The organism is Pseudorhodobacter turbinis, from assembly GCF_005234135.1.
Lineage (GTDB): Bacteria > Pseudomonadota > Alphaproteobacteria > Rhodobacterales > Rhodobacteraceae > Pseudorhodobacter > Pseudorhodobacter turbinis.
Genome location: NZ_CP039965.1, coordinates 270,421 through 283,985, shown reverse-complemented (window position 1 = coordinate 283,985; position 13,565 = coordinate 270,421). Strand labels below are relative to the sequence as shown.

At 55.3% G+C, this 13,565-nt stretch carries 9 protein-coding genes; 2 read left to right on the top strand and 7 right to left on the bottom strand.

The window, feature by feature from the left end; all coding sequences use genetic code 11:
- Positions 1-524: 524 nt before the first annotated feature.
- From EOK75_RS13690 to EOK75_RS13680, 3 genes are all read right to left on the bottom strand, one after another.
- Entirely contained in the window at positions 525-869 is a 345-nt protein-coding gene (locus EOK75_RS13690; RefSeq protein ID WP_137194649.1) for a hypothetical protein, read from the bottom strand.
- Between the two features lie 200 nt (positions 870-1,069).
- Positions 1,070-3,178 carry a BREX system Lon protease-like protein BrxL gene (brxL, locus tag EOK75_RS13685; RefSeq protein ID WP_137194648.1) on the bottom strand — a complete coding sequence of 703 codons (2,109 nt, stop codon included), beginning with the start codon at positions 3,176-3,178 and terminating at the stop codon, positions 1,070-1,072.
- An 11-nt stretch (positions 3,179-3,189) separates the two neighbouring features.
- Positions 3,190-4,005: a PglZ domain-containing protein gene (locus tag EOK75_RS13680; protein ID WP_420821953.1), complete on the bottom strand. Its 816-nt coding sequence runs from the start codon at positions 4,003-4,005 to the stop codon at positions 3,190-3,192.
- A gap of 87 nt (positions 4,006-4,092) precedes the next feature.
- Between EOK75_RS13680 and EOK75_RS13675 the strand changes: the two genes are divergently transcribed.
- Together EOK75_RS13675 and EOK75_RS13670 are read left to right on the top strand one after the other, a co-directional pair.
- Positions 4,093-4,530: a calcium-binding protein gene (locus EOK75_RS13675; protein ID WP_168199250.1), complete on the top strand. Its 438-nt coding sequence runs from the start codon at positions 4,093-4,095 to the stop codon at positions 4,528-4,530.
- 827 nt (positions 4,531-5,357) lie between these two features.
- Complete coding sequence (locus tag EOK75_RS13670) at positions 5,358-6,050, top strand: VPLPA-CTERM sorting domain-containing protein (protein ID WP_137194645.1); 693 nt, start codon at positions 5,358-5,360, stop codon at positions 6,048-6,050.
- 144 nt (positions 6,051-6,194) lie between these two features.
- On the opposite strand, the gene EOK75_RS13665 is transcribed toward EOK75_RS13670, so the two are convergent.
- From EOK75_RS13665 to alaS, 4 genes are all read right to left on the bottom strand, one after another.
- Complete coding sequence (locus tag EOK75_RS13665; RefSeq protein ID WP_168199249.1) at positions 6,195-8,837, bottom strand: aminotransferase class III-fold pyridoxal phosphate-dependent enzyme; 2,643 nt, start codon at positions 8,835-8,837, stop codon at positions 6,195-6,197.
- 765 nt (positions 8,838-9,602) lie between these two features.
- Positions 9,603-10,397 (bottom strand): class II glutamine amidotransferase, encoded by a 795-nt coding sequence (locus EOK75_RS13660; RefSeq protein WP_137194643.1) that lies wholly within the window; start codon positions 10,395-10,397, stop codon positions 9,603-9,605.
- 96 nt (positions 10,398-10,493) lie between these two features.
- Positions 10,494-10,784 carry a DUF1330 domain-containing protein gene (locus EOK75_RS13655; RefSeq protein WP_137194642.1) on the bottom strand — a complete coding sequence of 97 codons (291 nt, stop codon included), beginning with the start codon at positions 10,782-10,784 and terminating at the stop codon, positions 10,494-10,496.
- A gap of 1 nt (position 10,785) precedes the next feature.
- A complete protein-coding gene (alaS, locus tag EOK75_RS13650) occupies positions 10,786-13,443 on the bottom strand; it encodes an alanine--tRNA ligase (RefSeq protein ID WP_137194641.1) in 2,658 nt (885 codons plus the stop codon).
- Between the last annotated feature and the right edge of the window lie 122 nt (positions 13,444-13,565).

The following is a 13,565-nucleotide window of genomic DNA, read 5'->3' as shown; positions in this document are numbered from 1 at the left end:
CCGACTGTTAGAATGTCTTCAACTTAATCTCCCATGAGGGGGGAAACGCTCGTCTTGCAGATGCGGCCAAGCTTGTTAATTGAAACGAAATCACCCATGTTCGGTCACCGATGTCGCCGCGGGGGATAGCGTTGCAACAGATCGGCGAACGCTTTGTGCTCGCGCAAGAACCAATCCCTATCCGCCTCCCAATCTGCCACGGCGAACCTTAGATTACTGCGGCCGCTTCGCATATCCACAAGCATTTTCAGATGTTTCTCAATAGAGCGGTACCGCTGCTGAGTCGCGGGCGCGCCCCAACCTTTATATTTTGGGTCGAGCTCTGATGGGATTTCGATCCGAAAACACACATCCAGCCGTCTTTGTCTTTCTCGAGCAACAAGCCCTCGCGTCTTGCCAACTCTGTAACCTACATAAGTCAGCGGAGAGCGGTCTTCGCCGACAAAAGCGCCATCCAGAAAAGCCCGTATGTCACGTCTAATGTCCGGTGGAATGGGCCGCTCGACCAGCGTATCATGCTCTTTCTAGGCCCTGTCGCGCTCGGCACGCTCACGGGCTTCGGCCTCAACCTTTCTGCGTCTTTTCTCCTCGGCCTGCCGTTCGCGTTTAGCGTCGCGTTCTGCTTCTCGCTGTTCGACCCCGCGCAGGGTCGCTGTGATACCCGGCAATCTGCGGAACCACGAGAATTTGCCCATGCGCAAAAGCGCCGCATCCCGTTGCCAAAAGATCCAGACGGGCCCGTGCGTGGCCAGATTCATGATCAGCCAGAGCAACAGCAGCAGAAGTGCGATTATAAGGAGCTCCGGAAACAGAATGACCACCAAGACCACGAAGACAATAATCAAAAGGGGCCGGACGGCGGGATGCATACCCTACATCCCCGACGTCATGAATTCACGGCGCGCTTCAATCCGGTCCCAGGCCGCCAGCATCAAACGGCGCGTACGATCCCTGCGCGGTCTAACGGCATTTATCGCGCTGCGGCAGCTGAGGGAAAGCGTATCAGCCGATTTAGACAAGCTGGGTGTCATCTCCGGCGCTACCGGAATGGAGCGACATATGCAAAAACTCATGTGCCCCCCACATCAGGGTCTAAGCGCACATAGGTCACATAGAAATTCTTGAGCATGCGGTGCTCTTGCAACCGATCGCCCAGTGAAAACCCCTCTGTCTTGATAGGTGGTTGAAAAATATCGAGCCCCCGATCCAGCACCATCTTCCAGCCAGTATCGGTGACAATGTCGCGGGCATGGGCTGTGCCAGACGTATCGAAAGCCCAGCTGAACTCTACACCGGTGCCTGTGCAGGCCGTAGTGATTGACTCGAGCAACTCGCGCTGGCGGGAGATGGTGCCCTCGTCCGGCCCCGTCACAAGGTGAACCTTGACCTGATCCTCCGGGGGTTTCCGGCGGATCACCATCTCGACGAATTCCATCATGTTCCGGTGCTGGTAAAACAGGCGAATATACGGATCCGTCACGATGATGCGGCTGGCCCCATCAATGTAGGGCCCAAAAAGCTTGTCGTAGCTGACGCCCTTGCGGTTTTCCGCAAAGACATGGTGGCCCTCAGCTAGTTTTGGGGCAGGCTGAGGTTTGGGTGAAATCGAAGCAATTGGTGCCATGGCGCGCTCGTCGTCTTCAGATGGCAGATGCGCGCTGGGCGGAGCAACGGCGGCGTTTCCTTGGTCCTTTGGGTCAAGAGCTGGCTTGAGGTGATAGAACTGCGGATACTCATCTTCTTCGACAGTGCTAACATGCCGCTTTGCACCGTCAGAGCCAACGTAATGAAAATCGACTTCCGGGTAAGTAGTGTCGATCCGGGCGAGCTGATCCTTCACCCGTTTACGGCTTTCCATGGCAAGGCGCAGCAGTTCCTCGACCTCAGCCTCGGCCTGACTGCCATCAGGGAAGATCAGCTTCAGCATGCCCGACATCGTCTTGTAAATCGCATCCCGGTCTCGCGTCGAAATCCTCTCGCTGACCTGAAAAAACTGGTCCGGCCGGTTCGAGAAATCTTCTGACCGTAGGTGACGCAGGATCTCGACAAGATAGTTCACAATGAAGCCAAATCCCTTGGTGAACATCTCGCCGCGGATGACGTCGATCTCCCAACCAGGCAAATAGGCGTGCAGACGGTCGATGAAGGCTGAATCGTGAAACTGGCTTGGTAGCGCCTCGAATAGGTCGCTGTTTTTCAGCATGAAGGGCACATTGTGGTCGGTATTGCCCACAAACGAGAAGCTGGCCTCTGCCCCCATCGGGTTGACACCCCGCGAGAAGGACTTGTTGGCCATGTAGTTCTTCATGATGTCGACCAGCGCCTTGTTCGCGGTCTTCTCGCGTCCGGCAAATTCGTCAAAGGCCACGACGTCCCAATAGCCTACTAGGCCGATACGCCCGTTCGAGTTATTCACGAAAAGCTTCGGGATGCTGACCTCCCCGCCCGAGATCAGCTGCCCATGGGGCGAGAACTCTGAATAGATGTGGGACTTGCCCGTCCCCTTGGGCCCCAGCTCAATCAGGTTGTAGTTTCGCTCGACGAAGGGGATAAGCCGCAGGAGTTGCAGCAGCTTGCTGCGGCGACCGAATGCTTCCGGCCTGAAGCCGATGCTTTGCATCAGAATGTCAATCCACTCCTCCGTGGTGAAGGCGCTCCTGACCTCGCGGTAATGGTCATAATCCACCTTCGCAATCTGGATCGGCTTGATCGACTCGAGGATCCACGGTGAGGTCCTGGCATCCTCCGAAAACTCATATTGCACGTCTGCAATGCACCAAACCCCGGTCACGAGCAATTTGGGGTGCGCCTTCACCGTGCCACTGTCGACGGCAACCTTCTTGATACCCAGATTGTCAAACACAGCCTCATAGCTGTCGGTCTTCTCGTTCAGCGAGACGCTGACCTGATCGATAACCTTGTAACGGCCCTTTTCCTTGATGGTCGACTGGATCAGCCCAGCTTCGCTGCGGTGGACATAATGCTTGCGCAAAATTTCCTTCACCGTCTCAATGCCAGTCTGGATCGACGCCTCATCATCGGTCGCACAGTATTGGCCCAGAAGATATTCCAGCACGTAGGTGGGCACGATCGCATTGCCTTTGACCGCTTTCACGAGGTCTTTCCGGACCACGAAGCCCGCAAAATGTTCATTGATTTTGGCGTCGAGATCACTCATCCGCAGGCTCCTTAGAAATCAAAGTCAGTGGTGATGCCACGCCGCAGCTGAAAGCGGTGACTGGCATAGTCCTGATAATGGCTGGTCTTTCCGACGCGTTCGCGCAGTTTCAGGATGACATCCTGATCGTTGAAACGGTCGGCATCCCGCGACAGCAGAAACTTGCGCGGCATCTCGCGTTCGCGGGCGTTCTCCGACCGAAAATCGAAGAGAAGCGTGTACTCATCCGAAATCAGTGTGCCGTCGGTCGCATAAATGCCGGCCAGCAATTCACGAGGCCGCATCTTCTCGGATACCGGCTGAACCTGATAGAGCGTCACCGCTGTCTGGCCTGAAGAGATCAGGCTGCGACCCGTCACGAAAATCTGTACCTCGACATGGCCAACATCGGCCTCGCGCTGCTTGCCGACCCGGATGACGGGAATGACAACTTCCTGGAGCGCAGCCCCGCCATGAACAAAGCGGCTGCCAGCGCCTTTCACCCGCATTCGGTTGATCGAGTTCGGGATCAAAACCTCCAGATCGCCGGACAGACCAAGCCCTTTGGCTGTGAAGTGCTTCATTCCAGCGGTCGCGCTGAGCCCGCGACCGATGACGAAGCGGCGATTCCGAAAGAGGATCTCAGCCCCCTGCGGATCGGCAATCGCGAAATCGCTCTCATCAAGCACGCGGTGCTGATACAGGAACCCGTGGTCCGCTGTTATCAGGATGTTGGAGAAATTGGCTGAGGTCAGCTTGCGCACAAGCTTGGTCAGATCCTCGATTGCGTCCTCTGCCGCCTCGGGCAACTGCTCCTCGGTTTTCAGATCATCGCCGATCGCGTCGATGCGGTTATGGGCGGTGCCGTCACCGTCACATACTCGGGTATTGTCAATCTGGTTGGAAGTCCTGCGGAAGGGGATCTCTATACGACCATGTTGGTGGATTTTTCAGCCCTTTCAGGCGGGGGCATCCTTGGTGATGTGACTTGGAATACTGATATCGATACCATGAGGTACCACGGCGACTTAGTGCAGACGGGTACACCCGACGCACAGGCGGGCAATGATGCCATCGCAGGTGCCGTAGCCGAGGACTTTCTGCACGGATCAAGCGGGGCGGACATACTCATTGGGATGGCCGACAGTGATATTCTAAGCGGTGTGGTTGACGCTGATGAATTCGTATTTGCGGATGGCCCGGGCGAGGATTTGATTGTAGATCTCGATATCTTGGGCGGAGATTCCCTGTATTTTCAAGCCTTCGGGTTCGCTGAATCTAATGGCATTCTGGACGTAGCTATGGATGTTGGCCCGGATGCTCTCATTCAGTTGGATTTAGACGCCAGCTTGTTGCACATGATGGATGCATAGACGGCGATGCAAGGTTGACCTGTCGCGATGTGATGCGGCTCCTTTGATAGCCTTTATTGCAACAAGGGAGAGGACTTGATCCCCAAGTCTCCTCCAGCTTTGCGCGGAGCCCTTGGGTTAAATATCTGACCTTATGTGGCCATCTTGTCCATCGCCCACGCGCGCCATTCGCCGGCATTCCGATAAATGATTGGCCCGCATGTCATACTGCCGTGCCACAGCGCCCACTGATGCACCTTCGGCAGCAATGGAGTGGTTACTCTGCTCACCTCGGATTACGCCGCTAAGATGCAATCGGCGGACGACTCACACGCTCAGGGGCGTGGTTCCGATAATGCCGTGGTCAGGACTGTTGCCGACCAACATTGAGCACGCCTATGAGATAGGCACATCGGAATTGCATTTGAACCAGCATCATGTTGGCAGCCAAGCGCTGCCCACGGACCGAAGCATGCACCCGGGATGATCTCCGACGAAGGCCGCGGCGAAAGCAGAATGGCTCAGAAAGCAACTGTCATCAAATCCGCAACTATGCGGTCGGATGCGTATGTCAAAAAGCACTTGACTGAGACGTCCCCGTTACCGAAGGCTGGAGCCTAAAAAGCACCAGGGGCGGCATGAAAGCGAGAAAGATCCAATGTCTCGATTGAGCCTCCAGCGAACTCGTTGCCTCAACAATCACCGTTCAAATCGCTACTGTGAATTTCTAATAGTGTAGCAATCGTCCCTTCCCAAACGCCTACGGTTGTGTTAATTTAGTTCAAATCGTGTTCATGTTGAGCATGATCGAGTGCCAATTGTTGGCGTCTTTATAGGAGACAAATTTTATGAATGTTAAGTTTTTAGGAGCATCGGTCACTGCTGCAATGCTTATGACCGCCGTGCCGGCCCTCGCTGCAACTATTATGTTTGACGACTTCAGCGGAAATCAGACCGTGGTGTCTCAGGCTTATCCTGGTGCAACCGATTCGAGCACAGTTGCTTTTGGTGCAGGAACACGTACCCTGACCGTTAATAACGTTTCCAACAACGGCAACGCTACTGCGGCAACAACTCTCGAAATTCAAAGTGGCGAGCTGTCGTTTTCGAATAACGATCGGGCAACTGGTACGGGCACGCTGACCTATACATCGGTCGGTGATATCTCGAACGGTTCGAACCCTTATATGTTGTTCCGTCTTGGTACACTCGGTTTCGACCATGCCGCCAACTTTACAGCGACAGCAATCGACACGCTGGGTAACGTGAGCACATACTTCGAAGTTCTGGTGTCGGGCGTTGATCCGAAACTGTTCCTCTCTGCTTTCGCTGGTTCGGCTGATTTCGACAACATCGCAACGCTTTCGTTCGAAATCGACTCGAGCGCTGTAGACGGTTTTGGCGCAGTTGAGCGGGTTGATGGTTCGATCACTTCGATCGAATTGAGCCCAGTTCCATTGCCCGCTTCCGGCCTGTTGCTGTTTGGTGCTCTTGGTGGTGCTGCTGCTATGCGTCGCCGTAAGGCTCGTAAAGCAGCCTAATCGGCAGCTTTGCTCAAGTCTTTCGTTGTAGGACTTGAACGACCTAAAAACGAATGGCCCGGACGCTTTTATCGCGTCCGGGCCATTCGCATTTGTGCTGATGGATTTAATTGTTTGCTTACGCGTTTCCCGAAACTGGGAGTTTCAAGCCCCCAGCTCCGATAGTCCATGGGAAACACTCTCGGCGCGTTTAGCAGCGACATGACGCGCGAAGTTTTCAATGTCCTCGGCGCTGACGTGACGCCCGTACCATTGTGTAGGTGCGGGGGCAAAACCGTGCAAATCAGCCAAAAGGGATAGCCGGTCTGCATCTGCAATCGAGAGGCGCGAGCCGATACTGTAGTCACGATCTTCCCGTGCCAATGCTAGAAGCATGGTTTCCCCCAAACACCCCCAACACAGATTTTTTGGCAAGGTTTGAAATGCGCCAAGATCAACATCGAAAGGTGGTTGAATAAGGCCACCGTCAAAAACAAGCGCTGTCTGGTCAGGCATTATAGCATCAGAAACGTTCGGTGGGCGCGCGATATCGCAAACCAATGTACCGCGGGGTAGTGTCAATGGATCGATTAAAGACTTCTCGGAACTGGTGGCAACCAGAACAATATCGGCATCCAACAGCGCTGTTTGAAGAGAAGCCGTAAATTCAATAGGTGGTTGCTGCCCCAACGCTTTAAACGCCGCAGAGAACCGATTTGCGATACCTTTGCGATCTTTTCCAAGGCCCAGCCGACTTGCGATATTCTTTACTCTGGAAACCGCCTCGCCTGTTTCCAGTCCCGAATCAACCGGCAGATCCATTAGCAATTCATAGGTCTCGTCTGCCACATTCGACATAAGCTTAGGGGTGAAAGGGTTTGCCTCATTGCCGACAAGGGTCACGCGCCCCACGCGACGGGCAAGCATCATAGATGCCAAACGACCAATCGCACCGGCGGCTCCAATTACGACAACGTGGGCGTCTTCAAGCGGTAGACCCGCACGGGAGGCCACGTTCTCAATCCCCTTAACCGCAGAGATAGTGGTCAGAGTATTCCCACTGGTAATCCGCCCCCCCCGGCCAGTTGCCGTTTCACCACCCCGGGTAACGATGGACGTAAAAGCCCCGAGCCCAACACGGGTAAGCCCCTCATGGACAGCAAGATCAACGGCGCTTTTAATCATGCGCGTTGCCTCATGACGACCTGAGCCGCGCATATCAGAAGGCAGCATCGGAACCGACATGATCCAACCTTCCGCTGTCGCCCCCGTCTTCGAAGTGACTTTGGGCATGCGGCGGGCGAATCCAGGGCCCAATTGCTTCACCCAAGCACACCAATTCGCGAATTCTGCATCGCTAAATTGTCGAAAGGATGCGTCAGAGCGGTACACATCTTCCTCTTCGGTGTAATGAACCAAAAAACCGAAGCTCCCAGTCTGTGGCAAATTTGATGGCAGGCAGTGTGCCGCATCCTCCGCCACACTGCCGGAGGCTATTTTTTCGGCAATCGGCGTTGCGACGAGATGGCGAACAAGAGAGTAGTAGTCTTGCGAGGCAAGGATCCCGCAAACCGCGTCTAGCGCGTCAATTGCACGGTCAATCTCTAGTTGTCCCAGAATCAGGGTTGGCTGCAAGCGCATCACGTGGGTTTCGTTAAACAACGGCGCGGTTAAAAGCCCCTGAACATTAAACAGGTAAGAGCTGATCAGGGGAATCACGCCACCGTTGATACTTGAAAAAGCCATCGTCGCTGAATCGGTCCGCTCATCGAAACGGTGGAATTCCAGCCCCAACATGTAGCCACGTCCACGCACTTCCCTGATGACCCCGGGATATCGCTCCTGTAACGCTTCCAACCGTCCGCGCAGATAGGTTCCATTCGTCGCGACCTGACGGATAAGTGCCTGATCATCCTCCAGCAGCATATCAAGCGTCGCGTTTGCGACCCGACATGCAAGGTTATTGTTGGCAAAAGTGGAACTGTGGCGCTGTCCAAACCTGTCATCCCAAGCAGATGGGCGTACAATACAAGCACCGATCGACATCATCCCACCACCAAGAGCCTTGGCCAGCAGCAACATATCGGGCACTTCGTCACCGTCGGAACACGCAAAGAGCGCACCGGTCCGACCCAATCCGGTTTGGATTTCGTCGAGGATGAAAAGCACACCGTGACTGCGGCAAATAGTGATCGCAGCGTCAATGTAACCGTGCGGCGGGCAAATAACGCCGCCTTCCCCTTGAATCGGTTCGACAATAAACGCTGCAATATTGTCGCCCGCAGTTTCCAAACGTTCCCTCAATGCATCAAGGTCGCCAAAGGGAACATAATCAAACCCCGGAGCAGGTGCCGAGAAACCTTCTTGGTACAGAGGCTTACCTGTTGCCGAAAGCGCCCCAAGCGTCTTGCCATGAAAACCATTGTGAGTTGATAGAATTCCCTGACGACCAGACCGCAGTCGTGCCAGCTTTATGGCCGCCTCGACGGTTTCAGCACCGCTATTTGCAAGGGTAGTAATCGCCAGATCCCCTGGCGTTATTTCGGCCAACCGCTCTGCCAGACGTTCCGCCTCGACCGGCCGCAGAGGCTGCACCAATGAGGGCATTTGCTCAGCCCGCGCTGCATCCAGCGCATCCCACAAGGCTGGCGGATTATGGCCAAATGGCAACGCACCATATTGCGAGAGAAAATCGAGATACGATCGCCCATCCTCATCCACAAGAGTGAATCCCGAGCCGCTGACAATCTTTGCATCAAGCGCAAACATCTTCAATAACGAAGCACGTGCCGGGTTCAAAGCTGACATATCAAACTCCATTTTCTCATTTCAGGTAAAGCTGATCGCTGTAGAGGGGAGCAGTTTTGGTTAGGTAATCTCTTATCGTATAGGCATTTGTGTGAATATTTCGTTACTTCGGTCGGTAACATAGGTTAATGTCTCACCCGTTTTTATTGGCCAAGCGCCAGTGAGGATTTCTAGGGTTCCGTTACGTAAAGCAAATATCGTTATACGCTGTACTATGTTTGATCGAATACTCAAGATGCCGCAACCTAGGCGGTTTCATTGACCCGAATGCGGGCGGGATTTCGCTTGTATGAGCAAAAGCAAACCCGCAATTCCGCCAAATTTTTGATCGGGGCGCAATGAAATTAATCGTTAAGGGATTCCCTCTTGAGTTTGCCCCGCGAATCTTTCACGTTGAATTTGGTGCTGCAAAACTACCCCAGTGACCTCGAGGTCTTAACCGAATCGTTCTCGTCGGCGAGGCCCTTCCGGGTGACAAATGGCTGTCGATCCGCTCGTTTTTCGCCAAAAACCGGTGTTTCCCTACGTTTCCTACTGTAGCGGACCACCCTCTCACGAAGCATCATGGCAGCAGTCATCAAGACGTCCACCGCGACAAGGAGGGTAATTCTGCAGTAAGGAGAACAACTTAAGGGTGATGTATTATCGGATGCACGAAACGGAGGTTTAGCCCTGTGACAATGCCTATAGTATTATCTAGACCACCCAAGGTCCGGACATCCTTGGGGTTGTGAAACATGCACATAAAGTACTCAAAAAGCCTATTTAGGCAGCGATGGCTTCCTGCTGCGGTACAAAAGGCTTCATCGAGACCTGCTCACCATCAAAGGTGCAAAACGTGCCCGCCGGCACCAAAAGCCAATCTTCTTCATCCGTCTCAAGTGGCTCCGACACCACAGCGCGCCCTTGATGGGTTTGAGACCAGCGGTGATAGAGTGTCGGGGCCTTGTCATCGGTTGCGTAGCGGACGGCATATAGCTTTTGACCGTCGGAAAAGGCCACCGTCATCCGAATATGCGGAGCAGTGCCACGCGCCCTGCTCAATGCCTCAAACCGCGCGGTTGCGCGTTCCAGCGCCGCACAGGGATCGGCATCAAGCCCTTCGGAAAGTGCAACTAAGAACAGTGCCTCACTATCGGTCGCGCCGCGCCGGTCGGCGTAATATTCATCAGGAATCATCATATCGCCACAGCGGCGGAAATGTTCAAACCCTCCGACCTGGCCGTTGTGCATGAAGGACCATTGCTTGAAGGTGAACGGATGGCAGTTGTTGCGGCTGGTCGCCGTTCCTGTTGAGGCACGCACGTGGCCCAGAAACAGTCCGGAGCGCACCTGCTGAACGATGCTTTTCAAATTGCAATCGGACCACGCGGGCGAGACATCACGGTACTGCCCGGGTTCCTCACGCTCATCATACCATGCAAGGCCAAAGCCGTCGGCATTGATCGCCGATTTGCACTCGGTCGCGCATTGGCTTTGGTGGATGAGCGAATGGCGGGGGCGGCTGACCACCTCCTCCAGAAAAATTGGTTTGCCAATATAGGCTGCCCAACGGCACATAATAAAACCCCATTGCCCGGCGCGCTTGGTTGGCGCACCTCTATTTTATCTGCATATAACAAAGAAATCGTTGAAACAGGAGGGCAAACAGGCGCTTTACTCGGATTCCTCCACAATCATCAAATCGCGAGTACTGGCTCCCTTGGCATGTGCCATTGCTGCCTGATACGCCGCCGAGTGATAGCATTCGACCCCCGCCTCAAGGCTTGGAAAGCGGGCAACGACGTTGCGCGGCCGGTCATTGCCTTCCAACTGCACATACCGCCCGGCACGCGCCAAAAAAACGCCGCCATGGGCCGCAATCGCAGGCCCCGCAAGGGCTGCGTATTTCCCATAAGCCTCCGGATCAGTGACCTCTACATGGGCAATCCACAAAGCTGTCGGCATTTTATTTCCCCTCCAAAATAGACTCAATCGCAGAAATCGCAGCATCCGCACTGCCAATATCAACGCCCCCTGCCTGCGCCATATCTGGGCGCCCGCCGCCGCCTTTGCCGCCAAGGGCAATCGCCGCAGCCTTGACCAGCTCAACCGCCGAGAGCCTATCCGTCAAGTCAGCGGTCACACCGGCTGCAACCGCAGGCTTGGCACCGGTATCGGCAATCAGCACCACCGCACCAGAGCCAAGGCGCGCCTTCATCTCATCAATCAACCCCGGAAGGTCCTTACCGGAAACCCCCGTCAAAACCTGAGAAATCAGCTTTATCCCGTTGATTTCTTTCGCTTCTGGCCCTGAAGCACTGCCACCCATCGCCAGTTCACGGCGCAGCTGCGCCACTTCGTTTTCCAGCTTGCGGCGATCGTCCAGCAAGGCTTTGGCACGGGTCGCAAGCTCGGCTGGTGTCGCTTTCAACACCGCCGAGACCTCAGCCAGATTACCCATCTGCTCCTTGAGGTAGGCCAAAGCCCCCTCCCCCGTCAGTGCCTCGATCCGGCGCACCCCGGCCGAGGAAGCACTATCGCCCAGCAACACAAACAACCCGATCTCACCCAGCCGACCAACATGCGTACCACCGCAAAGCTCCAACGAATAGGTCCGCCCATCTGCGCCCTTGCCAGATCCGTCAAGCGCGCCCATGGAAACCACGCGCACCTCATCGCCGTATTTTTCGCCAAAGAGCGCCTGCGCCCCCAAGGCACGGGCATCATCCGGCGTCATGATCCGTGTATCCACCGGTGTATTCTGGCGGATATAGCTGTTCACTTCGGCCTCTACCTGCGCAAGCTCTGCGGCCGAGACCGCTTGCCCGTGGCTGAAGTCAAAGCGCAAGCGGTCCGGCGCATTCAACGAGCCACGCTGGGCCACATGATCGCCCAAAGCACGGCGCAAGGCCTCATGCAAAAGGTGCGTGGCTGAGTGATTGGCGCGAATAGCCGCACGGCGGGCATGATCGACCGTCAAAGTGGCACCCTGACTGGTGGCGACCTCGCCCTCTGTCACTTCGGCCATATGGATAAACAGGCCCTGGCTCTTTTTAGTATCGGTGATCCGTGCATTGCCCGTTGCCGTGCGCAAAACGCCCTCATCCCCGACCTGACCACCCGATTCCGCGTAAAATGGTGTCTGGTTCAAGATGATCTGAACCGATTGGCCTGTCGTCGCTTTTGCAACCTCTGCGCCTTCGGCAACCACGGCCAAGACCTGCCCCTCGGCGGTTTCGGTGTCATAGCCCAGAAATTCAGTCGCGCCGTGGGTCTCGGCCAGATCGAACCAGATCGCCGCATCCTTGGTCTCACCAGAGCCGGACCAGCTTGCCCGCGCCTTTGCTTTTTGCTCGGCCATCGCCGCGTCAAAACCTTCTGTATCTACCGCGCGGCCCTTTTCACGCAGCGCATCCTGCGTCAGATCCAGCGGAAAGCCAAAGGTGTCATAAAGCTTGAACGCCGCAGTACCCGGCAAATCCGAGCCCTCGGGAATCTTGGAAAGTTCATCATCCAGCAGCTTTAACCCACGATCGAGGGTTTGGCGAAAGCGCGTTTCCTCCAGTCGCAAGGTTTCCTCAACCAACGCTTGGGCGCGGGAAAGCTCAGGGTAAGCCGCCCCCATCTGGCGCACCAAAGCCGGGACCAAACGGTGCATAACCGGATCTTGCGTGCCCAACTGATTTGCATGGCGCATCGCACGCCGCATAATCCGGCGCAAAACATAGCCGCGACCTTCGTTGGATGGCATCACACCATCGGCAATCAAGAACGACGTCGACCGCAGGTGGTCGGCAATCACGCGGTGGTGCATTTTGCCGGGCCCATCGGGATCGGTGCTCGTGGCATGGGCGGAGGCCTCGATCAGGCTGCGCATCAGGTCGGTATCATAGTTGTCGTGCTTGCCCTGAAGCAGGGCGCCAATCCGCTCCAACCCCATGCCGGTATCAATGCTTTGCTTGGGAAGCGGCGTCAGAGAGCCATCGGCATGCTGCTCGTTCTGCATGAAAACGAGGTTCCAGATCTCGATAAATCGGTCGCCATCTTCATCTGCCGATCCCGGAGGGCCGCCCCAGATCTTGTCACCGTGGTCAAAGAAAATCTCGGTGCAAGGGCCGCAAGGGCCGGTCGGCCCCATCCGCCAAAAGTTATCATCGGTTGCAATACGAATGATGCGGTCATCAGTCAGGCCCGCAACCTTCTTCCACATATCTGCAGCTTCATCATCGGTGTGATACACCGTAACCAAGAGATTTTCTTTCGGGATCCCAAACTCACGTGTCAGCAATTCCCAAGCAAAGGGGATTGCCTCGGACTTGAAGTAATCCCCAAAACTGAAATTCCCCAGCATTTCAAAAAAGGTGTGGTGGCGTGCCGTATAGCCGACATTGTCCAGATCGTTGTGCTTGCCGCCCGCCCGCACGCATTTTTGTGCCGAAGTTGCGCGCACATAATCACGCTGCTCTACCCCCGTGAAACAGTTCTTAAACTGAACCATGCCAGAGTTAGCAAACATCAAGGTCGGGTCATTTCGCGGCACCAAAGGGCTGCTTTCCACGATCCGGTGACCATTGCGGTCGAAATAATTCAGAAAGGTAGAGCGGATATCGTTTAGCGATGGCATGAGGCGGCCCCTTGTCCGGCAATTTGCAGGTTTTGCCAACGTTTAACGACGCAAAGCAGCACTGTCCACTAGGCCAATGCGAAGAGCCGGGGATGCGCCACCCCCGGCTCCTTGAAAATCCG

What these genes read in the sequence shown, in the direction of transcription:
- EOK75_RS13690 (WP_137194649.1), bottom strand. Translation starts at nt 869, where the DNA reads ATGCATCCCGCCGTCCGGCCCCTTTTGATTATTGTCTTCGTGGTCTTG.
- brxL (WP_137194648.1), bottom strand. Translation starts at nt 3,178, where the DNA reads ATGAGTGATCTCGACGCCAAAATCAATGAACATTTTGCGGGCTTCGTG.
- EOK75_RS13675 (WP_168199250.1), top strand. Translation starts at nt 4,093, where the DNA reads ATGTTGGTGGATTTTTCAGCCCTTTCAGGCGGGGGCATCCTTGGTGAT.
- EOK75_RS13670 (WP_137194645.1), top strand. Translation starts at nt 5,358, where the DNA reads ATGAATGTTAAGTTTTTAGGAGCATCGGTCACTGCTGCAATGCTTATG.
- EOK75_RS13665 (WP_168199249.1), bottom strand. Translation starts at nt 8,837, where the DNA reads ATGTCAGCTTTGAACCCGGCACGTGCTTCGTTATTGAAGATGTTTGCG.
- EOK75_RS13660 (WP_137194643.1), bottom strand. Translation starts at nt 10,397, where the DNA reads ATGTGCCGTTGGGCAGCCTATATTGGCAAACCAATTTTTCTGGAGGAG.
- EOK75_RS13655 (WP_137194642.1), bottom strand. Translation starts at nt 10,784, where the DNA reads ATGCCGACAGCTTTGTGGATTGCCCATGTAGAGGTCACTGATCCGGAG.
- alaS (WP_137194641.1), bottom strand. Translation starts at nt 13,443, where the DNA reads ATGCCATCGCTAAACGATATCCGCTCTACCTTTCTGAATTATTTCGAC.